Below are 19,706 nucleotides of genomic sequence, written 5' to 3' on the forward strand. Positions count from 1 at the left end.
ATCTCAGTGGCGGCGATGACGGTGATCGCCGCGACGGTCGCGGTGCCCGCGGTGGCGGACGACCCCGGCGTGCCGAGCGCGCCGCCCGCCGTCGACCCGGCGATGACGCGCACCGGGCTGATCTCGATCGAGAGTGCCGGCCCGCACCGCGATCACCTGCGGATCGCGTCCGCGGCGATGCGGCGGATCATCGAGGTCGACGTGCTGCGTGGCACCGGTTCGGGACCGCGTCCGACGCTGTATCTGCTCGACGGTGTCGACGGCGAAACCACCTCGGGCTGGCTGAGCAAGGGCGGCGCGGCGGAGTTCTTCGCGGACAAGCCGGTGGACGTGGTGCTGACCAGCGGCGGTACCGGCAGCATGTACAGCGACTGGGACCGGCACGACGCCACCCTCGGCCTGAACCGGTGGGAAACCTTCCTCACCGAGGAGCTCCCGCCGATTGTCGAATCGCTGCTGAAATCGAGCGGGCGGCGCGCCATCGCGGGGGTTTCGATGGGCGCGCAAGCGGCGATGATGCTGGCCCAACGGCATCCTGGACGTTATCGCGCCGTGGCAGGCATGAGCGGGTGCTATTCCACCGCGGACCCGCTCGGTCACGCCGTTACCACGATCACCGTCGCCTCGCGCGGCGGCAATGTCGAAAACCTCTGGGGCCCACCGACTTCGCCGGAATGGGCGGAGCACGACAGCCTGCTCGGCGCGGCCGACCTGCGCGGCACCGCGATCTATCTCTCGGCCGCCACCGGCGTGCCGACCGGCGCCGACCTGGTCGCCATCGCGCAGTCGCCGACCGTCGTGGACGCGCTGCGGCTGGCCGGCGGCGGCGCGGCGCTGGAGGCGGGTGCCCGCTCGTGCACCGAGCGTTTCGCCGCGCGGCTGACCGAGCTCAACATTCCCGCCACCATCGAATACGACGCGGCAGGCATGCATTCCTGGCCCGACTTCGAGGCAGAGCTGCCACGAGCCTGGGCCGTGCTCTCGAAGGCACTGGAGCTGCCCTCCCCGAAGTGACCGTGACCGCACCGCGGAATCACCGGGCGTTGGCCGCGTTGACACAGGTATGACCTCGGCACTTCCCTCCGTCCGGTTGTCCATCCTTGACCGCTCCCGCGTGCGGCGCGGCCAGAGTCATCCTTCGGCGTTGCGCGAGACCGTCGAGTTCGCGCGGCTCGCCGAGGAGTGGGGTTATCACCGGTTCTGGGTGTCCGAGCATCACAGCGTGCCTGGCGTGGCGGGGTCGGCGCCGACGGTACTCGCCGCGGCCGCCGCGGCGGCGACCGAGCGCATTCGGATCGGGACCGGCGGGGTGATGCTGCCCAACCATCAGCCGTTGATCGTCGCCGAACAGTTCGGCGTGCTGGAATCGCTGTATCCGGGCCGGATCGACATGGGTCTCGGCCGATCGGTCGGCTTCACCGACGGGGTGCGCCGCGCGCTCGGGCACGACAAACGGGCCGCCGAAGACTTCGACGCCCAGCTCACCGAACTGCTCGACTACTTCGACCACGGCCGTGACGGCGTGCACGGCTGGCCCGCCGAGGGACTGCGAGTCCAGGCGTTTGTGCTGGCGACCGGTTCGGGTGCGCAGCGGGCGGCGCGGTTCGGGCTGCCATTGGTCATCGCCGCCGTTGGCGGTCAGGACCGGATGATCGAGGCGATCGAGCGTTACCGTGCCGAGTTCACCGCCACGGCGTGGGGTGCCGAGCCCTATGTCGTGGTGTCCGGCTCGGTGGTGATCGCCGATACCGCCGAGCAGGCGCACCGGCTGCTGCTACCGGAGGCCTGGTCGAACGCGTATTCGCGGACCCGCGGCGAGTTTCCGACGTTGCTCCCGCCCGCGGAGATCGAGGCGCTCACCATGACCGATCGGGAGCGCCGGATCTTCGAGGAGTCGCTACGTGGTCACCTGCACGGCACCGAAGACGAGGTCGCCGAGCAGTTGGAGCGATGGGTGACCAGCACCGGCGCGGACGAAATCCTGGTGCACACCAGCACTTACGATCGTGCGGCACGGCTGGAGTCGCACCGTCGGCTGGCCCGAGTGGCCGGTCTGCTCGACGCCGCGGGTGCGGGTCGTGCCGACGCGGGCAGGGGATAGGTCAATCGGCAAGGGGGAAGCGGACTTCCGCCGCGGCGTAGCCGAAAAGCCTGCGGCCGTCCGACCGTGCGTCGATCGCGATGGTGGCGCGGCGACGGCGCGGATCGAGCGAGGTGACCCGGCCGTTGAACTCGATCGCGCTCGTCGCGAGCGGCGGGATCCGCAGGTAGTGGGTGTAGTGCGCGAACTGCGCGCGAAACCTGGTGACGGCGGCCGGATCTCCCAGCGAGGAACTCAGAAATGCCGCGGCCATGCCGAGTTTCAGCATTCCGGGCGCGACCGCCGACGGTAACCCGCTCGCCGTCGCGCCGTCGTCCTCACACCTGGCCGGATCGGCATCGCCCACCACCGCGGCGTAATTCACCAGGTCCACGCGCGAGAGCCGAACCGTGCGCCGCGGCAGCTCGGTGCCGACCGCGAGCGAGTCGAAATCGACTGTCGTGCGCGGCATCCGGCTGCCACGCAGTGGTTCGAACGGGCCGGCATCCGCGACGGCGAGCTGTCCGGCCCTCGGGCGCGGCCGGGTAGGGGAGTAGCCCTGAATGGCGATGGTGCGGACCGTCTCGGCAAGCCGAGGATCCGCGAGACCGGTTCTGGCGAGCAGGGCGGTCGAGCCGGTCTGTACCGTTTCGCCGCGCTGATCGATGAGCACGCTCTTGATCGCCAGCACGTCGTAGTCGGCGAAATGGCGGAAGGATTCGAAATAGATATCGCAGGTCAGCCGGTCGCCCGCGACCACCGGTCTGGCGATGTCGAGTACTTGATCGGCGTGCAGAATCCGGGTGGACCGATAGCCGGTGAGCACGGTGTCCAATATTTCCCGTTGCACCCGGTTCAGAATGATAGCGGAGAAGGTGGCCGGTGCGACCAGCCCGGCGAAACCGAGATCGGCGGCCGCGCCCTCGCTCCAATGCGCCGGATGATAATCCTGCACGGCGCGGGCGAATTCGCGAATCTTGCCTCGGCTTACGTCATACGGCGTCGTAGACCGATACCGACGGTCGACCAATGCTTGGACCTGATCGGATGGATTGACGGAAATGTCGCGCATGATTGCTCCTTTTACCTGCCGGGCCCGAATTGCCATACGAGCCGTGGCACTCGATCGGGCGTGACCGCGCCGACCACATCCACCCCGGCATCGATGAATGTGTCGACGGCCCGGTCGATATGGTCGGCCGAGGTGACCACCACCGCGTCCCGCGCGCCGATCGCCCGCATGATCCGCGCGGAGCGTTCGGCGTTCTGCACGGTCGAGTCGGCGTCCGGTTCCAGATGGATCCGTTCGGCCGGAATGCCGTGCTGGACAAGCCAGTCCGCCATCGCCCGCGCCTCGGTGACGCCGTTGTGCGGGTTGCCGCCGGTGACGATGATCGGCGACGCGGGCGCGAGCAGTGCCTGCACGAATCCGGCGTGCAGACGATCGATCAGCTCCGGGCGCATCGTTCCGTCGGGCAGCAGGCCGTAGCCGAGCACCACGATCGCGGTGGCCGGACCGTGCAGCGCCGGAAGGGGTTCCGGTGCCTGTGGGACCAGGTCGCGCAGCGCGTCCGGGAGCGCGCTGTCGGCCGAACCGGTGCTCTCGGCGAGGGCGGCGGGTAAATGGACGAGGGTCACCGCGACGGCGACGGCGCCGAAAAGGGTGCGGGCCGTGCGCCTTACCGCGCACGCGGTGCCGCGGTAATTCGAAAACAAGGTGGCGAACATGGCGATCTCCGATGGCTGGAAAGGATTCACTCATGGTCGGCCACTCCGTTTATTCGCTCCATAATTCCGCCGTTTATCTGTAGACCTCACCGTCCGGCCCGGTCGCTGTCTAGTGGAAGACACGTGCCATTGGACGCCGCCCGGAAAACCCCGGCGTCGCACTGTGACTATTCCTCACCGAGTTGTTCTCCGGCGCCGGACTGTGCCGTTTAACTAACCGCGACAGCGGGTTTGGTGAGCTGTCCAGAAAGCGCGTCGACCGATGGGTTGCCCGGCCGCCCGGTTTTAGCGTTGGCGCAGTTTCAGTGCCGTCTACCTCGCATACCTCGGCACTGTCTCTCGAATTCTGTGCTCGACGTAGGAAGGCATGCAATGAAACGAAGTACCCTCGGCCGGTCGTCGCTCGCGGCGGCGGTGATGACGGGCGTCTCGGTGCTGGTCATGGGCATCGCCGGGCCCGGCGCGAACGCTGACCCCGCGCCGACCGAGCAGACCCTGGCCGATTACATCGCCGCGGGCCGCACGGCGGCACCGGTCGCCGATTCTGGCAGCGCGTCCGGCTCCGCCTGCAATTCGGGCAGCGGCGCCGGATCGGGCAACGGCTCCGGCGACTGCTACGGCGGATCCGGCAGCAGTTCCGGGCTGTCCGGCGGATACGCCAGCGACACAGTCGGTTTCGGCCCGCCGATGACCTCCTGGCTGGCCGCCTTCGGCTACGGCCTGATGAATCCCGACGTCGCGCCGCCCGGCGCCAACGACTGGAACTGCAAGCCGACCGCCGCGCATCCGCGTCCGGTGGTGCTGCTGCACGGCACCTGGATGAACGCCTACAACGGTTACGCGTTCATGGGTCAGCCGATCAAGGACGCGGGTTTCTGCACCTTCACCTTCAACTACGGCCGGTCCAACCTGATTCAGGGCGGCGGCCTCGGTTCGGTGCTGCCCGGCGTGATGGGCACCGGCTACATCCAGGACTCCGCCGCGCAACTGGCCACCTTCGTCGACCGGGTGCTCGCCGCCACCGGGTCACCGGAGGTCGACATCGTGGCGCACTCGCAGGGTGGCGCGATGGCCAACTGGTACACCAAGTTCAACGGCGGCGCGGACAAGGTGAAGAACCTGGTCACCTTCGGCGCCACGAATCACGGCACGTCGCTGGATGGCATCGGCGCGCTCGGCCGGGCGATCAACAACTTCGGTATCGACATCCTCGGCTTCATCGAGATCTTCGTCGGCCACGCCGGTATTCAGCAGACCATCGGCTCCGACTTCGTCAACAAGCTGAATGCCAACGGCGACACCATTTCCGGTGTCGATTACACGATTGTCGGCACCCGCTACGACGAAATCACCAATCCCTACGACCTGACATTCCTCAAGCCGGGACCGGGTGCGTCGGTGCAGAACATCACCCTGCAGGACGGCTGCGAACAAGACGTTTCGGACCATTTGACGATGATGTACTCGCCCCGCGCTCTGTCCATCGCGCTGCGCGCCCTCGACCCGGCCGGACACCCCAGCCTGGAGTGCACATTCAACCCGTGGGTGATCGGCGGTGGCGGCGGGCTGTAGCACCCGAAAGAACGTGTATCTCGACAAACAGGCGAAACCCTAACTCTCCAAGCCTGTTTCGACAGATGCACCGCACGCCACGTGATCGGTGCGCAGGACGGGACCTCAACCCCGCCCACTGTTCTGCCGCCCCGAGTCCGAGCCGTGGCGAAAGTGCCCACCGGGCAGCGACCGCACGCGTCGCCCGGTGGGCACTGTGCTTTTCACCGAATCTTTAAGAGGTTTACCGCGTCTGGATGAAATTTACGCGCCATTGGTCGCATGGTTATATCCGCTCCATGATGCGCTGTTTGCCTGTAGGTCGTACTGTCCGGCACGGGTTTGTGCGGAGGAGTTCCACCTCCGGACCTGCCCGTGCCGGACTGTGCCGTTTCCGTATATCCCGAACGCCGCGTGCGACGCCGGAAGGCATATCAATGAAATCAAGGACCTCCAGGCGATCATCGATGGCAGCGGTGCTGGTCGGCGTCGCGGCGCTGGTTCTCGGCGTCGCGGGCACGGGCGCGAGCGCCGCGCCGCCGGACCAGTCGATCGAGCAGCTCATCGCCGACCGCATCGACGCGGCCGGGCGTGGTGCCGCAGTCGCCGACTATGGCTTCAGTGCGGGCCTGTCCGGTGGATTCGCCAGCGACACAGTGGGTTCCGGACCTGCTCTGCCCGCGTGGCTGGCCGCTTTCGGCTACGGATTGCTGAACCCGGATGCCGCGCCGCCCGGCGCCAACGACTGGAACTGCAAGCCGACCGCCGCGCACCCGCGTCCGGTGGTGCTGCTGCACGGCACCTGGATGAACGCCTACAACAGCTTCGCCTTCATGAGTCAGCCGATCAAGGACGCGGGTTTCTGCACCTTCGCGTTCAACTACGGCCGGTCCGGCCCGGTGCAGGGCGGCGGCCTCCCGCCGGTGCTGCCCGGCGTGATGGGTACCGGCAACATCGAGGATTCGGCCAAGCAGCTCGGCACCTTCGTCGACCGGGTACTCGCGGCGACCGGTGCCCCCGCCGTCGACATCATCGGCTACTCGCAGGGTGGCGCGATGGCGAACTGGTACACCAAGTTCGAGGGCGGCGCGGACAAGGTGCAGCACCTGATCACCTTCGGCGCGACGCATCACGGTTCCACCATCGACGGCATCGCCGCATTGGGCCGGGCCATCAACAACATCGGTGTCGACGTGGTCGGCGCCAGCTCGATCGTGGTCGGGCACGCCGTCGCCGAGCAAACCATCGGCTCGGATTTCGTCAACCGGCTCAACGCAAACGGCGACACCGTCCCCGGCATCGACTACACGGTCGTCGGCACCCGCTACGACGAGATCATGACCCCGTACAACCTGACCTTCCTCCGGCAAGGCCGGGGCGCCTCGGTCGAGAACGTCACCCTCCAGGACGGCTGCGAACTGGACCTGTCCGACCATCAGACCCTGATGTACTCACCGCGCGCCCTCTCCATCGCGCTGCGCGCCCTCGACCCCGCAGGCCACCCGAACCTCGCCTGCACCTTCAACCCGTGGCTGATCGGCGGCGGTGGGCACCTCTAACGCACGCTTCAGTCGGTGGTGCTCGCGCAACCGCACGACACACTGGTCGTGACGCCGGTCGCGGCGAGCGTCTCCGACGTTTTCGTGACGAGATACTCGGCCCAGGACGTCTCCTGCGCCATGGCGATCTCGGAGTTCGGTGTCGCACAGTAGAACTGAGCGCAGGCCAGCGCGCCGTCGATCGCGAAGATCACGTCGACGGCGGCACCGCGGTGTAGCGTGACGGTGATCGCCGCGATGGCGCGGCGATCGACCACATGCTTGGTCTCTACGGTGGCCAGCGCGAGGTCGCGCACCCGCGGCGCGCTGATGCCGACGACGTTGCCGAACCGCCACCGGCGCGGCGACCGCCCACCCGACTGTCCCGCGGCCTCGTGCACCGCCAGGATGAGGTCGTCCAGCGCCGGGGTCGGGACGGTCACCTCATAGGCATATCGTCGGTTCACGATCCGTGCCCACACCTTCCCGCGTGCGGTCGCGACGTGTCGTACCGGCGACCGAGTCCAGAACAAGCAATGCCCGAGAAACTCGTGGGCGCAACCGATCTGCACGACGGCGGGGTGCTCGCCTAGTGTCGTGGTCTGTTTCGTCCGCGAAATCTGACGATGTCACGATTTCGCATCGTTGTCTGTCGGTCAAATGTCCGACACCACGGCGAGCGACAGTGGGTCACGTTCGATTCACATCCGTCGTTCAAATGATTTCGGTACTGCTATCACGATGTTAGCGTCGAATCGAGAGAAAGACAGTGGCGCAATGCGACTACAACTCGTCCAGCGTGATCACGCCATCCTGCAGGGCACGGGCCACCAGCGCGGCCTTGGTGTTGGCCGCTCGATCGACCGCCGCGTACTTGGCGCGAATGCGGGTGATGTGGGTGTTGACGGTGCCGATCGACAGGTAGAGCTGCATGCCGACCTGCGTTTTCGAATCGCATTTGACCCAGGCGACAAGTACTTCGAGCTCCCGCGCCGACAGGTGGGGGTCGCGCCACAACGTGATCGGGTTCGGTTGTGGTCGGGGATCCGGAACGATCGCAGTCATCAGTTTTTCCCGCTTCGTGCAGTGTCAGTCGGCTCCGGTGCCGCACCTCCCCGAAGGTTGCAGACCAATAACCGATGTGCCCACTGAATATATGTTCCGGTTACCGCGCTGTGAATTCCCCAGCTTTCAGCCCGCAGGTCTGGGGTCTTGCTTCGCTTCGCGAACATCTTGGCGACCGTCCAGGTCGGAACGCACCGCGCCGGAGGCCTCGACCTCGATCCGGAGTTCGCCGTTGTCGCGCAGCAGAACCGATGCCAGCGTACCGCGCCCAGGCGGCAGGATCCTGGCGGTAATGGTGCCGCCGTCGGCGTAGTCGAGCGCGTCGCGCAAGACGGTACGCACCAGCTGCCTCAGGTCGGCGTCGACCTCGTCGAGGCCACCGCCGTCGTCGAGCACCACGGTGACCCCGCGTTGCCTGGCACAGCGCGCGGCGGCGCCGACCGACGCGTCGATCATCAGTCCGCCCAGAATGTCGTCGCGCAACTCCGACTCGACGAGGCTGCACTCGTTCTGTTCCTGCGCGGTGAGCGGGCGGCCGGAGGCGATGATCTCGAGCAGCGGCCGCGCGGCGCTGCCGAGCCGGGCGACGCGTTCGTCGCGCTCCTGCTGGGCGGCTTGCGCGGCGGCCTCGGCCGCGGCGCGATCGGTATCTTGTTGGCGCAGTGCGAGAATCGAATGGGCGAGCGGGCGGACCACCCTGGCGAAGAACGTCGCCATGAGCAGCGGAGTCAGGTTGATGAACGAGAAGCCGACCCCGGTGCGCCAACCCTGACCGGTATGCGTCGTCCACCAGGTGCTGACGACGATCTGGCCGAGCACGCCGGTCCAGGCCCACAGCGGTGCGCCGCGCACGCACAAGAAGTTCAGATACGCCGATCCCGCGCCGAGAAACCAGATTTGGGTGGAGTTGCCCATCGGGACGGGCAGCTGCGAGATGGCAAGCGCGGCGGCGAGCGGGGCCGCTACGGCGGCGGGCGCCGCGAACCGAGCGGGCAGCGGATCGCCCGGCGCGAGCAGCATGGCGGATCCGGCGCCGAGGATGAGCAGCACCGCGAGCGCGGTGAGCCGGATATCGCGGATCCCGTCGTCGGCCGCGAACGCCATCGAGCTGATCGCGACGGCGAACAGACCGGACACCAGCCAGGCCGCCCTGGTCCGCATGCCGAGAATGTCGCGTACGTCGTCGCGCACGGTCCGGTTCGCCATCATCGCGCCACCCAGCCGGTGCTGACCCGGCAGCCGCGGCCCGGCGCGGCGTCGATGACCGACCAACCGCCGGGCAACTCGGCGAGCCGGTCGATGATGCTGGCGCGCAGGCCGATTCGGTCCGGCGGGACGGTCGCGGGATCGAATCCGACGCCGTCGTCGACGACATCTACCTGTACCGAGTCCGCGTCTGCGGTCACCAGCACCTCGCAGACCGCTTCTCGGGTGCCCGAACCGGCGTGCCGCTGCCAGTTGCGCAGCGCCTCGCCGACCGCGGCGGCCAGCGCCGTCGCCACCTCGCTGGGTACCGCGAGGGCGGCGCCCGCGGCGTGGTCGGTGCGCAGTCGCACCGAGTCGTCGACCTCGGCCGCGGTCGCCCGGATGCTCGCCACCACCTGGTCGAGGTCGAGGTTGTCCCGCAGCGGCATGCCGGAGCTCAATCGTTCGAGGTCGCGCAGCGTCACGTCCGCGTGGTGGGTCAGCACGGGGGAGTTGGGTGCGCGCGAGGCCTCTAGCAGTGTCGCGATGACCCAGTCGTGGGCCAGCGCGTCGAAGCGGCGGCGTTCGAAGCGGCGCGCCTCGGCCGCGGCGGCGGTGGACGCCTTCGCGCGGACCTCGTGTGAGGTCTGATCCAGCACTCGCCCGACCCGCACCAATACGACGCATGCCGCGCAGGGGAGGGCCGAATAGGCAACGGCGAACAGGAAATCCGGCACCACCGGGTTGTGCGCGTCCGGTCCACGGGCGTAGGCCGCGTCGATCTGCGCGAGCGCAGCAGCGAGGACGAGATAGGCGAAAGGTATGCGGCGCCAGAAGATACAGAGCGCTACCGCGGGCAGGCCGGGAATCCAGGTGATCCACAACGACTGTTCGGGTGGCACGACGGCATCGGCGCGCACGGCAAGCCAGCTGGCCGCGGCGAACAGATAGCCGAACGCGAAAATCAGCACCGCGTACCGGGTCAGGTCGAAACGCCAGCGCAGCGCGGCGGCGGCGATGAACACGGTGGGCAGATAGATCACGGTGAGCGACAACGGAGTCCACCACGGCGCCGCCAGCGACGACTGGGTCAGCGCGGTCGGCACGGTGAGTGCCGCGTAGAAGAGGCCGCCGGACCCGACGAAAAGGCCCGCGCCGCGGACGAGGCGAGATTCGGCGCTGCGCCGTGGCGCGGCCGCTTCGATCATCGCGGCCGTGGATCGCCGCCGAGAAAACCGTCCCGCTTGGCCTCACGGTAGAGGTCGACCCGCGACCGGACCGGCCGGCCCGCCTCGGCGTACCGGCGGCGAATCCGGCTCAGGTAATCGTTGACCGTGTGCTCGGACAGGCCGAGCTTGTGCGCCACCGAGGCCGCGGTCTCGCCGTTCGCGTAGTGCTCCAACACGTCTCGCTGCCGGGGCGGCAGATCGATATTGGTCAGCGCCGGGTCGCTGTCGATGGCCGAGGCCCAGGCCATCGTCGCCACCTGCCTGCCAGAGGCGGCCGCGCGGATCATCGCGGTGGTGCGCTCGGCCGGGTCACTTTTCAGCGCGACGCCGAGCACGCCGGCGCGCGCGGCCGAGCGGATCAGGTCGCGCCAATCGCCGGTGGTGTAGACGAGGCAGGGAATGTCGAGGTTGTGCAGCATCTCGACGTTCTCGCGCGGACTGGAACCGTCGGGCAGCCGCAGATCGAGGACGGCCAGATCGAGATCCGTTGCCTGCTTCAGCAATTCGGGGACGGTGGGCGCGATCGCGACGACGGTGAGGTCCGGCTGGTCGGACAGGATGGCGGCCAGGCCGACCGCGACCGCCTGGTGGTCCTCGACGATGCCGATCCGGCGCACCGTGCCCGGCTTCGCGTACGGGCCGGGCAGGTCGGTGACGGCCACCCCCGCCATAGTGAGCAGTCGACGGATCACCATGAATGGAATTAAATCACTCGGTAACGAAGGTGCCAAGTCGGGCCCTTCGATTATTCGAGTTTCGCGCCTGTTGGGGTGGATCGAATGATGATCGAATGGTGGTCCTGGACAGTGTAAATCGGTATCGACCGGTCGGTTTTATGATGGGCGGCTCGAATCAGGTTGCGGCAGTGGTGATCAGCGGCAGGGTCCGGCGGATGACAGGCTATCGTCGCCGTGTGCGAAACTGCACAGCGTCCCAATGTGAATTTCCGTGCGAAAATATTACGTTAGTCGACGTGATCGGAGTGGTTGCATTATTTCCTGGAAGTTCGTCGAATTACCCATTTTGACTTCGCTGACGCCGGAATGGATGTCGGCGAAATCCCCGATCATGGAGTGGTGTCGTGTGTTCAGCGGACAGACAGCGGGCATCGGCGCCACGAAGCTCGTCACTAGGTGAGGACGCGGGGCGCGGCCCCGCCTGGCGGCAAGGCTCAGGAGAGATGGACGTGCACTCGACTCGGCACCCGGACAGCGCCACGATGTTGTTGTCGCGCCCGCGTTTTCCGGTGGCGAACATCGGATTCGGAATTCGGGCAGGCCTGTGGTTGCCGGGCTGCCGTATCTTCTGCCGCGGCTGCCTCGCCGAAAACACCTGGGTATTCGATGAATCGACGCGCTGCGGTGTCGCGACGATACTCGGCTGGTTGCACGAGTTACCGGTCGACCTGGTCGATGGCGTCACCATCTATGGCCGCGAGCCGACCGGCCAGCCCGCGGCGCTGCGTGCCCTGCTCGACGGCATCGGCGGATGGCGCGCGCGGCTCGCCCGCCCCGCCGACATCCTGCTCTACTCCGGTCGATCGGCCGCCGTGCTCGACGAGCGGTTCCCCTGGCTGCGCGCCTCGGTCGACGCGCTGGTCACCGAACGTCCGGTAGCCGAGGACGGGCGCGATATCGCGCTGCGCGGTGCGGCGAATCGGGAGGTTGTCGCGAGCTCGGCGCTCGGCATCCGACGTTATGCCGCAGCCGAATTCGGCACCGACCTCATATCGTGCGATAGCTGCGCGCGACCAAGGCCGATCGCAGATACCACAGCCCGGACGGTTGGGACGGGTCGAAGCCGGTGAGCTGACCGATCCGCTTGAGCCGGTAGTCCACGGTGTTGGTGTGCACGTGCAGGACTCGGGCGGTGCGCTGACGGTTGAGGTTGTTGGCGATGTGGCGCTGCAAGGTTTCCAGCAGTTCGGGGTGCTCGTCGAGCGGGTCGAGCAGCTGGCCGAGATATTCACGGCCGGGGCCGGGGCGGGTGAGCTGGTATTCGAGCGCGAGTTCGTCGAAGCGGTACAGCCCGGCCACCGCCTCCAGCCGCTGCACCATGTCGAGCAACTCGTGCGCCTGGTCGGCGGCATTGGGGATCTGCTCGGGAGTGGCCTCGACCATGGTCGCGGTGATGCCGGCCTGCGCGGCGTGCGACAGCTGGGTCACCAGGGCCTCGTAGCCCGCGTTGTCGAAGGTGGCCGACGGGATCAGCACGGTGCCGCCGTCGACGCTGAGCAGCGAAAGCGCGCTGTCGCCGCAGCGGGTGGCGAGTTCGGCCTGCACCCGTCTGAGCTTGCGGCGCGCGACCACCTGACTGTCCAGCATCGGATTGTGCTCCTCCCGATGCGGCGGAATCGCCACGGCGAGCACGGCATACGAGGTCGCGATGGCGATGCCGCATTCGCGCGCCATGGTGGAGGTGCTGTGCCCGCCGAGCAGGGCGGAGGTCAGGGTGTGCACGGCGGTGTGGTGTTCGCTGACCACCGAGCGCAGTTCCCTGATGTAGGCCACCGAGATGGCGGAACTGAACATGTCCAGCATCTCCAGCACCATCTTGGCGCCGTCGACCAGGCTGTCGTAGTCCTTGATGGACGCGTCCGACACCACCAGATCCAGGCCCATCTTGAAGCCTTCGTGGATGGAGTGATGGATGGTGTCGATCGGCACGCCCTCGCGGGCCCAGCTCGACGCGGCGTCCTGCAGGCGCTGCAACTTGCCGGGGATGTCCTGCCCGTCCAGCATGCTGACCGCGAATTCGAGGCAGACCCTGGTGATGGTGGTGACATCGCCGGAGATCGCGTCCGCGGGCAGGGTGCCGCAGGGGATGACGTTTTCGACGAAGTGCCCCACCATCTGGCGCGATAACGCGCGAACGTCCTTGAGTGGGGACGACATCGGCTTGCCTGCCAGAGTCAGGCTTTGCCGTGCAGAGTTGTCGATCGACATTGACGACTTCCTTCCGCCCCCGGGAGATAGCTGTACAGCGCATTCACACTAATCGTTGGATACCCGTCGCGGATCGATTCGCCCGGTTCTATAGCGGGCATCAGAGACTGGTCGGTTGGTGGTTGTGTTGCGTCACAGCGGTTCCGTGACCGAATGCGGTACCGCTGGTTCTGTCTGAGAACTGGACAACACACTGTGGGACGGCGCGGTGAGCGATCGATCCAGCGGGGCGCTGCGGCCCGCCGCGCTGCGCACGCTGCGGCTGCTCAGCGATCGAGGCATCTGGCACGCCGTGGCCGGCCGCGGCGATCGCGAGTTGACCATGGACAAGCTGTACCGGCACGGCGTCTACGAGATGTTCTCCGCCCTCGAAATCGGCTGGGGTCCGAAGTCTTCGGCGATCAGCCGGATCGGTACCACGCTGGGCCTGACGCTGGACACCATCGGTTTCATCGATGACGAACCGGTCGAACGCGCCGAGGTGCTGCGCGCGCTGCCCAAGGTCCGCTGCTACGCCGCGGGCAATGTCGACGTACTGCCCGCGTTGCCCGACTTTCGCCCGGTCGTGCGCACCGGACCGAATCCGACACCGCCGGTCGGATTTGCCCGGGTGCCCGCGCTATAGCACCGGCCTGTTGCCCGCACACCGTTCAGACGGTGCGCGGGCACGTTTGCGTTGTCGCCCAGCATTATTGCGGGAGCACGGCGAGGTCGAGTTCGCGCAGCCGGGCGGGATCGGCGATCACCTGGTAACCGGCGACCCGATCGCCGCGCACCGTCACCGTAATGGCGAGTAGCAGTGCGCCGCGCGGTGCGACGAGGATGCCGACCGAGCCGTTTACCAGCGCGAGCGTCGCGACCCGCGAACGGCGTTGCAGCAGTACGGTTTCCTTCGCCACCGTGGTCGCGCCCCGGACCACCGCCGACAGGCCCGCGGGCAGCGCGGCAGGGTCGGCGACCCGGACCACGTCGGGGGCGAGCACGGCGAGCAGGGCGGTGAGATCGCCGCCGCGAGCAGCCGTCAGGAATGCCTCAACGACATGTCGCTGTTCGGCGAGTTCGGTTGCTGTCGCGGTTGTTTCGCCCTGAACCCGATGACGGGCGCGGCTCGCGAGTTTCTTCGTGGTCGCCGTGGTCCGCCCGAGGATCGGCGCGATCTGATCGAACGGCAGGGCAAACAGATCGTGCAGCACGAACGCCACCCGTTCGTCGGGGCCGAGCGTATCGAGGACCACCAGCAGGGCCCGGCCGACCGAATCGATCAGGACCGCTTCGTGTTCCGGGTCGCTGTCGAAATCGGCGTTGCCGAGCTCGGCGAGCAGATCGAGTGGGGCCTCGCGCCGAGTCGCGCGAGTCCGCAACATGTCCAGGCAGATTCGAGACACCACCGTGGTCAACCAGCCGACCAGATTGGTCACGTCCTCGGTGTCGTGCCGCGCGAGCCGGAGCCAGGCCTCCTGCACGGCGTCGTCGGCTTCGCTGACGGAACCGAGCATCCGATACGCGACCGCCCGCAGATGGCCGCGATGTGTCTCGAAACGTCGCGCCAGCAGGTCTTGGGCGTGCATCGGTCACCTTTCCGTTCCGTCATCCGTCACACCGTCGACGGATGGCCGATCTGCGTCCGCACACCATCGCAGACCGGCCACACCACGAAACAGGAGGGTGTTACCCCATGTCCACCGCTTACGTCATCGTCACCATCGCCGCCGCGGCCGCCGTGCTGATCGCCTCGGGAGTCGATGTGTTCCGTGCTCAATGGGTGCGCGACAACATGAAGAGCTACGGCATACCGGACTGGACGCTGTACCCCCTGGCCGTCATCAAGGCGGCCGGGGCCTTCGGCCTACTCGTCGGCCTGGCGATTCCGCCGCTGGGGTTGGCTGCCGCGATCTGCCTCGTCCTCTACTTCCTCGGCGCGATCATCGCCATCGTCCGCGCCCGCGGCTACGGCGACCTCGCCTACCCGATGCCCTATCTGGGACTGGCCGCCGCGTCGCTCGCCCTGTTCGTCGCGTCCTGAACTCGGCGCTACCCCCGCTGGATGAATGTGGCCGCCTGCTCTCCGATGAAAACGGCCGGCGCGTGCGTGTGGCCGCGCACGAGCAGTGGCATCACCGAGGCGTCGGCCACTCGAAGACCTTGCACGCCACGGACTTCCAGCTTCGGCGTGACGACGCTGGCCACGTCGGTGCCCATCCGGCAGGTGCCGACCGGGTGATACAGCGTGTGCGAGTAGCCGTTCAGGGTCAGTTCGAGGGTGGCTTCCAATTGCGATGGTGCCTGCGGCGGGTAGATGATCGGGCCGAGTACGGCTTTCATAGCCGGTGCGGCCGCGATTTCGGTGCAGGTGCGTAGGCCCGACATCAGGGCGGCCCGGTCGATGCCCGCGCTGTCGGATAGGTAGCGCGGGTCGATCAGCGGCTTGGCGGCCGGGTCCGCGGACGCCAGCGCGATCCGGCCGCGGCTGTGCGGGCGCAGCAGCACGGTCGCGAGGATGACGCCGTGTTCGGTCGGATCGACCAGGCCCTCGTAGTAGAACGGCGCCGGGGCGAAGATCATCTCGAGGTCGGGCAGGTCCAGCTCGGGCCTGCTGCGTACGAATCCGTACGCCTCACCGACATTGGAGGTGAGCATGCCGCGATGCCGGATCAGGTAGTCGAGCAGCTGGCGTGGCTTCTCGGCCGCGAACAGCGAATCGCCGGCCACCCCGTAGCCGACGCCGGTGACGAGATGATCCTGCAGGTTCGCGCCCACCTCGGGCGCGTGCCGGAGGGCACGAATGCCATGCCGCGCCAATTCATCTCGATCGCCGATGCCCGAAAGCATGAGCAGCTGCGGGCTGTTGATCGCGCCACCGCACAGCACCACCTCGCGCCGCGCGGTGACCGTGTGCGGGCCGCCGCCCTGGTGGTATTCGACGCCGACCGCCTGCGTTCCCTCGAACAGCACGCGGGTGGCCAGCGCTTCGCTGCGGATCGTCAGGTTCGGCCGCCGCATCGCGGGCCGCAGGTACCCGTCCGCGGTGCTCCAGCGCCTGCCGCCGTGCTGGGTGACCATGGTCTCGCTGAAGCCTTCCGGCTCCGGCCGATTCGGCGGCTCGACCTGGAAACCCGCCTCCCGCACCGCGGTCAGGTATGCGGCGGTCAGCGCGCGCGGACTGCGTTGCCGCGAGATGTGCAAAGGCCCGTTGGCGCCCTCGTCGGGATACTGTGCGTCCTCGACATTTTCGATCCGCCGGAACTGCTCGACGGCGGCCGCGAAACCCCACTCCTGGCCGGCCAGCAACGCCCACTCGTCGTAGTCGGCGCGGAAACCGCGCACCCACATCATCGCGTTCATCGATGAGGAGCCGCCGAACATCTTGCCGCGCGGCCAATAGATCTGCCGGTTCTTCAGCTCCGGCTGCGGCTCGGTGAGATAGTCCCAATCCACCTCGGAGCGAAAGAGTTTCGCGAATCCGGCGGGAATATGCGCGAATTTGTTCTTGTCGGCGGGTCCTGCCTCCAGCAGCACCACCGAGGTATTCGGATCGGCACTGAGCCGATTCGCCAGCACCGCTCCCGCGGATCCGGCGCCGACGATCACGTAGTCCGCGGTAAGGCCACCTGGTTGCACAGTCCCACTCCGATCTATGACGCCTACGGCAAAGATACGAGGCGGAGCTGGGCCGGGGTTCGATTTCGGCGCAACCGGGCACAAGTCATCGGCTACGGTTCCTTTACTGATCTTGTCGGCCGCCGATAAAGTAACGACTCGAGTGGCGCCAGTCACAAAACGATCGATCGGTCGTATTGGCTTGGTAATCTCTGTTGAGACCATTCGGTTCCCTTTGATCGAGAGGCTGTGATGGATATGAACGACGAGGGCCGCGCGCGCAAGATCGCGATGATCGAACAGTTCTACGAGTTCATCTCGGCAACGGAGTACGAGAAGCTGTACGAGCTGTGCACCGACGATGTGCGGATGTCGATTCCGTACCAGCTGCCCGGCTTCCCGAATCATGGCGAGGGCAAAGAGAATCTGCGCCAATTGAACGGCGCGATGGACCGGTACAGCTCCACCGCGCAAACGGTGGTCAAGGTCGAGCCCATGTTGAACCCGGACAGTTTCCTGGTGGAGGTCAAGGGCGACATGGTCGTTCGGGATACCGGCAGGCCGTACCGCAACGACTATCTCAATATCTTCCGATTCCGCGACGGCAAGATCGCCGAGTGGGTCAGCTACCACGATCCGGTGCGTCAGCTCGTCGCGTTCGGCTTCACCGAACTGCCGGTACCCGCCGAGTCCTGATCGTGCGGCCCGGCGGTGTCGAGCGGACTATTTCAGGATGAGTAACGCGGACTTCTCGATGCGGTCGGCGATTTCCGAATAGGACGCGTAGCCCATGCCCGCTCGCACGAGGGCGCCCGCGTAGAGCAACTCGAGTGACTCGACGACATCCGGGTCCGCGTCGGTGCCGAGGGCGCGGATGAGCCGCTTGCGGATCTCGGCGCCGATGCGGCCGCGCAAGTGCACCACATCGGGATCGCGGCCGAGCAGTGCGCTGGTCACCGCGCCGGACAGTTCCTGTTCGTCGGCCACCAGCATGGCGATGGTCCGCAGTTCGGCGACCACCCGCACGGTCGGGTCCGCGTCCTCGCTGACCGGGGACGGCGCGGAAATCAAACGCCGCCAGAAGATCTCGGCGACCAGGTGCTCCTTCGAGGAGAAATAGGTGTACGCGGTCGCCGCGCCGACCCCCGCCGCGGCCGCGACCATCCGGATTGTCATGCCCGCGAACCCTTCGCGGGCAAGCACTTCCACCGCCGACCTGGTGAGCTTGTCGACGGTGTCGGCCTGTTTCCCGGACAGCCTGCGGCGGGTCGCCTCGAGAATGACGGAATCGGGTTCGGACATGTGTCTGGATACTACTCAGTTCTTCGCCGCGGCGAGGCCGGCCCGTCGGCCGTAGAAGCTGCCGTCACCCAGCGACGCTCCGCTCACGTACCCGCCCGCGCACAGCCCGGAGGTGCAGCGCCCGGCGGCGAACAGGCCGGGGATGGGCTCGCCGGAGACGTGCAGTACCCGCGAATCCAGGTCGGTGCGCAGCCCGCCGAGCGTGAAACCCGCGGTGAATCCGCGCATGTCGAACGCTGCCAGCGAACCACGCAGCGGCCGAACCCATTCCGGCTTCTTGCCGAGCAGTGGGTCCTTGCCGTCGGCGGCGTGCAGGTTGTAGCAGTCGACGGTGGCCTGCAGCGCGAGAGTGGGCAGGCCCATGTCGCTTTCGAGTTCGGCCACGGTTTCGGCGGCCCAGGTCGGTGGCTGCCGGAAGAACGGAGTGGAGGTCTCGGTGGCCAGCCCGGCTTCGTAGGACGCCTCGTCGATCACGAGAAAGGCCTGGTTCTCCTGTTGGATGAGGGTCGCCTGGCCGATGCGGCCCGGGTAGGTGTCCTCGGCGATGAATCGCTGGCCGCGCCCGTTGACCAGGATGCCGCGCGCCATCAGCTGCGGGTCGCCGAAGAAGGCCACCTCGGTCGCGTCCATGTGCGCCAGCTCCGCGCCGAGGGCCTGCGCGACGCGGATGCCGATGCCGTCGTGCTCCTCGATCGCGGCCGCGGGCCTGCCGATCAGGCGCGGTGCGTAGCCCTCGATCATCTGCTGGTGGTAGGCGAAACTGCCGGTGGCCAAGACGATGCCGCGGTCCGCGCGGATCGCCACCTCCTTGCCGTACCGCTTGGCGATCACTCCGACGACGCGATCGTCGTCGTCCAGCACGAGCCGGCCGAGCCGCAGATCGTATTCGACTCGGACACCGAGGGATTCGGCGGTTTCGGCGAGCGGTTTCATCAGCATATAGCCGCCGCTCTTGCGGCCGATCTTCTTGTCCGCCATCTGCGGAACATGGCCGCGCGGTGCCGGTTTCGCGATCGCGTTGAACGGCGCGGCGTTCTCGCCGCCGGAGTACATCAGCCCCTCGTCGTGCGGCGGCTCCCAGCCCGGCTCGCCCCAGAAGGCCTCGCGGAACGGCACGCCGTTGGCGACCAGCCAGTTGTAGTGCTCGACGCTGCCGCGGGCGTAGTCGGCGATCTTGGCCTTGTCGACGCCGGGGCCGAGGGCCGCGAGCAGGAAGGTCTCCATGTTCTCCGGCGTGTCCTCAAAGCCGAGCGCCTGTTGCAGCGGGGTGCCGCCGCCGAGGTAGATGAAGCCGCCCGCCATCGCGGCCGCGCCGCCCCAGCCGCCGGTGCGTTCCAGGATCAGCACGTCGGCGCCAGCGCGGGCCGCCTCGATCGCGGCGCACACCCCGGCGATGCCGTAACCCGCGACGACGACGTCGGCCTGGTGGTCCCATTCGGTGACGCCGCTCGCACGCAGCGGGCGAAGGGTGTTGGCATCAGACATG

20 protein-coding genes are annotated in these 19,706 nt (G+C 67.4%); 8 read left to right on the forward strand and 12 right to left on the reverse strand.

From position 1 onward, the window contains the following. Positions 1-15: 15 nt before the first annotated feature. The gene (locus ACIA8C_RS24715) at positions 16-1,014 is read left to right on the forward strand and encodes an alpha/beta hydrolase (protein WP_397138514.1); all 999 of its coding nucleotides are present in this window, start codon (positions 16-18) and stop codon (positions 1,012-1,014) included. Positions 1,015-1,063: 49 nt separating this feature from the next. Beyond that, on the forward strand, positions 1,064-2,101 hold the full coding sequence (locus tag ACIA8C_RS24720) for an LLM class flavin-dependent oxidoreductase (RefSeq protein ID WP_397138516.1): 1,038 nt from the start codon (positions 1,064-1,066) through the stop codon (positions 2,099-2,101). Between the two features lies 1 nt (position 2,102). Here the strand turns inward: ACIA8C_RS24720 and ACIA8C_RS24725 are convergent, their stop codons facing one another. Continuing rightward, a complete protein-coding gene (locus ACIA8C_RS24725; RefSeq protein ID WP_397138518.1) occupies positions 2,103-3,152 on the reverse strand; it encodes a fused (3R)-hydroxyacyl-ACP dehydratase subunits HadA/HadB in 1,050 nt (349 codons plus the stop codon). An 11-nt stretch (positions 3,153-3,163) separates the two neighbouring features. After that, a complete protein-coding gene (locus tag ACIA8C_RS24730; protein WP_397138520.1) occupies positions 3,164-3,808 on the reverse strand; it encodes a YdcF family protein in 645 nt (214 codons plus the stop codon). Positions 3,809-4,180: 372 nt separating this feature from the next. On the opposite strand from ACIA8C_RS24730, the gene ACIA8C_RS24735 reads away from it, so the two are divergent. Then, the gene (locus tag ACIA8C_RS24735; RefSeq protein WP_397138522.1) at positions 4,181-5,380 is read left to right on the forward strand and encodes an esterase/lipase family protein; all 1,200 of its coding nucleotides are present in this window, start codon (positions 4,181-4,183) and stop codon (positions 5,378-5,380) included. A gap of 446 nt (positions 5,381-5,826) precedes the next feature. Then, positions 5,827-6,918 carry an alpha/beta fold hydrolase gene (locus ACIA8C_RS24740; RefSeq protein ID WP_397138523.1) on the forward strand — a complete coding sequence of 364 codons (1,092 nt, stop codon included), beginning with the start codon at positions 5,827-5,829 and terminating at the stop codon, positions 6,916-6,918. 8 nt (positions 6,919-6,926) lie between these two features. On the opposite strand, the gene ACIA8C_RS24745 is transcribed toward ACIA8C_RS24740, so the two are convergent. The 5 genes from ACIA8C_RS24745 to ACIA8C_RS24765 form a co-directional block, all read right to left on the reverse strand. Then, on the reverse strand, positions 6,927-7,364 hold the full coding sequence (locus ACIA8C_RS24745) for a hypothetical protein (protein WP_397138525.1): 438 nt from the start codon (positions 7,362-7,364) through the stop codon (positions 6,927-6,929). 316 nt (positions 7,365-7,680) lie between these two features. After that, the gene (locus ACIA8C_RS24750) at positions 7,681-7,962 is read right to left on the reverse strand and encodes a response regulator transcription factor (protein WP_397138527.1); all 282 of its coding nucleotides are present in this window, start codon (positions 7,960-7,962) and stop codon (positions 7,681-7,683) included. A 126-nt stretch (positions 7,963-8,088) separates the two neighbouring features. Then, positions 8,089-9,171, reverse strand: coding sequence for a hypothetical protein (locus ACIA8C_RS24755; RefSeq protein WP_397138529.1), 1,083 nt, complete (start codon positions 9,169-9,171; stop codon positions 8,089-8,091). Continuing rightward, a complete protein-coding gene (locus tag ACIA8C_RS24760) occupies positions 9,168-10,355 on the reverse strand; it encodes an ATP-binding protein (RefSeq protein WP_397138531.1) in 1,188 nt (395 codons plus the stop codon). The genes ACIA8C_RS24755 and ACIA8C_RS24760 overlap by 4 nt, the downstream gene beginning before the upstream one ends. Further along, positions 10,352-11,047 (reverse strand): response regulator transcription factor, encoded by a 696-nt coding sequence (locus tag ACIA8C_RS24765; RefSeq protein ID WP_397138925.1) that lies wholly within the window; start codon positions 11,045-11,047, stop codon positions 10,352-10,354. The genes ACIA8C_RS24760 and ACIA8C_RS24765 overlap by 4 nt, the downstream gene beginning before the upstream one ends. A gap of 509 nt (positions 11,048-11,556) precedes the next feature. Between ACIA8C_RS24765 and ACIA8C_RS24770 the strand changes: the two genes are divergently transcribed. Beyond that, positions 11,557-12,183 (forward strand): 4Fe-4S cluster-binding domain-containing protein, encoded by a 627-nt coding sequence (locus ACIA8C_RS24770; protein WP_397138533.1) that lies wholly within the window; start codon positions 11,557-11,559, stop codon positions 12,181-12,183. Here the strand turns inward: ACIA8C_RS24770 and ACIA8C_RS24775 are convergent. After that, positions 12,101-13,321 (reverse strand): PucR family transcriptional regulator, encoded by a 1,221-nt coding sequence (locus ACIA8C_RS24775; RefSeq protein ID WP_397138535.1) that lies wholly within the window; start codon positions 13,319-13,321, stop codon positions 12,101-12,103. The two genes, ACIA8C_RS24770 and ACIA8C_RS24775, sit on opposite strands and share 83 nt — an antisense overlap. Before the next feature lie 208 nt (positions 13,322-13,529). Between ACIA8C_RS24775 and ACIA8C_RS24780 the strand changes: the two genes are divergently transcribed. After that, complete coding sequence (locus tag ACIA8C_RS24780; protein WP_397138537.1) at positions 13,530-13,946, forward strand: hypothetical protein; 417 nt, start codon at positions 13,530-13,532, stop codon at positions 13,944-13,946. A 64-nt stretch (positions 13,947-14,010) separates the two neighbouring features. Here ACIA8C_RS24780 and ACIA8C_RS24785 read toward each other — a convergent pair whose 3' ends face one another. Beyond that, positions 14,011-14,889: a sigma-70 family RNA polymerase sigma factor gene (locus tag ACIA8C_RS24785; protein ID WP_397138539.1), complete on the reverse strand. Its 879-nt coding sequence runs from the start codon at positions 14,887-14,889 to the stop codon at positions 14,011-14,013. A 107-nt stretch (positions 14,890-14,996) separates the two neighbouring features. On the opposite strand from ACIA8C_RS24785, the gene ACIA8C_RS24790 reads away from it, so the two are divergent. Beyond that, a complete protein-coding gene (locus ACIA8C_RS24790; RefSeq protein ID WP_397138541.1) occupies positions 14,997-15,344 on the forward strand; it encodes a DoxX family protein in 348 nt (115 codons plus the stop codon). Between the two features lie 8 nt (positions 15,345-15,352). Here the strand turns inward: ACIA8C_RS24790 and ACIA8C_RS24795 are convergent, their stop codons facing one another. Then, positions 15,353-16,939 (reverse strand): GMC family oxidoreductase, encoded by a 1,587-nt coding sequence (locus ACIA8C_RS24795; protein WP_397138543.1) that lies wholly within the window; start codon positions 16,937-16,939, stop codon positions 15,353-15,355. A gap of 231 nt (positions 16,940-17,170) precedes the next feature. On the opposite strand from ACIA8C_RS24795, the gene ACIA8C_RS24800 reads away from it, so the two are divergent. Next, a complete protein-coding gene (locus ACIA8C_RS24800; protein ID WP_397138545.1) occupies positions 17,171-17,614 on the forward strand; it encodes a nuclear transport factor 2 family protein in 444 nt (147 codons plus the stop codon). A 27-nt stretch (positions 17,615-17,641) separates the two neighbouring features. Here the strand turns inward: ACIA8C_RS24800 and ACIA8C_RS24805 are convergent, their stop codons facing one another. After that, the gene (locus tag ACIA8C_RS24805; protein WP_397138547.1) at positions 17,642-18,220 is read right to left on the reverse strand and encodes a TetR/AcrR family transcriptional regulator; all 579 of its coding nucleotides are present in this window, start codon (positions 18,218-18,220) and stop codon (positions 17,642-17,644) included. 15 nt (positions 18,221-18,235) lie between these two features. Further along, positions 18,236-19,705, reverse strand: a complete 1,470-nt coding sequence (locus ACIA8C_RS24810; protein WP_397138549.1) for an FAD-dependent oxidoreductase — start codon at positions 19,703-19,705, stop codon at positions 18,236-18,238. Position 19,706 lies beyond the last annotated feature (1 nt).

Origin of the sequence: Nocardia sp. NPDC051321 (assembly GCF_044455225.1) — a bacterium.
Taxonomy (GTDB): Bacteria; Actinomycetota; Actinomycetes; order Mycobacteriales; family Mycobacteriaceae; genus Nocardia.

Coding starts and splice junctions, on each gene's coding strand:
- ACIA8C_RS24715 (WP_397138514.1), top strand. CDS start 16: ATGACGGTGATCGCCGCGACGGTCGCGGTGCCCGCGGTGGCGGACGAC.
- ACIA8C_RS24720 (WP_397138516.1), top strand. CDS start 1,064: ATGACCTCGGCACTTCCCTCCGTCCGGTTGTCCATCCTTGACCGCTCC.
- ACIA8C_RS24725 (WP_397138518.1), bottom strand. CDS start 3,152: ATGCGCGACATTTCCGTCAATCCATCCGATCAGGTCCAAGCATTGGTC.
- ACIA8C_RS24730 (WP_397138520.1), bottom strand. CDS start 3,808: ATGTTCGCCACCTTGTTTTCGAATTACCGCGGCACCGCGTGCGCGGTA.
- ACIA8C_RS24735 (WP_397138522.1), top strand. CDS start 4,181: ATGAAACGAAGTACCCTCGGCCGGTCGTCGCTCGCGGCGGCGGTGATG.
- ACIA8C_RS24740 (WP_397138523.1), top strand. CDS start 5,827: ATGGCAGCGGTGCTGGTCGGCGTCGCGGCGCTGGTTCTCGGCGTCGCG.
- ACIA8C_RS24750 (WP_397138527.1), bottom strand. CDS start 7,962: ATGACTGCGATCGTTCCGGATCCCCGACCACAACCGAACCCGATCACG.
- ACIA8C_RS24755 (WP_397138529.1), bottom strand. CDS start 9,171: ATGATGGCGAACCGGACCGTGCGCGACGACGTACGCGACATTCTCGGC.
- ACIA8C_RS24760 (WP_397138531.1), bottom strand. CDS start 10,355: ATGATCGAAGCGGCCGCGCCACGGCGCAGCGCCGAATCTCGCCTCGTC.
- ACIA8C_RS24765 (WP_397138925.1), bottom strand. CDS start 11,047: ATGGCGGGGGTGGCCGTCACCGACCTGCCCGGCCCGTACGCGAAGCCG.
- ACIA8C_RS24770 (WP_397138533.1), top strand. CDS start 11,557: ATGGACGTGCACTCGACTCGGCACCCGGACAGCGCCACGATGTTGTTG.
- ACIA8C_RS24775 (WP_397138535.1), bottom strand. CDS start 13,321: ATGTCGATCGACAACTCTGCACGGCAAAGCCTGACTCTGGCAGGCAAG.
- ACIA8C_RS24785 (WP_397138539.1), bottom strand. CDS start 14,889: ATGCACGCCCAAGACCTGCTGGCGCGACGTTTCGAGACACATCGCGGC.
- ACIA8C_RS24790 (WP_397138541.1), top strand. CDS start 14,997: ATGTCCACCGCTTACGTCATCGTCACCATCGCCGCCGCGGCCGCCGTG.
- ACIA8C_RS24800 (WP_397138545.1), top strand. CDS start 17,171: ATGGATATGAACGACGAGGGCCGCGCGCGCAAGATCGCGATGATCGAA.
- ACIA8C_RS24805 (WP_397138547.1), bottom strand. CDS start 18,220: ATGTCCGAACCCGATTCCGTCATTCTCGAGGCGACCCGCCGCAGGCTG.
- ACIA8C_RS24810 (WP_397138549.1), bottom strand. CDS start 19,705: ATGTCTGATGCCAACACCCTTCGCCCGCTGCGTGCGAGCGGCGTCACC.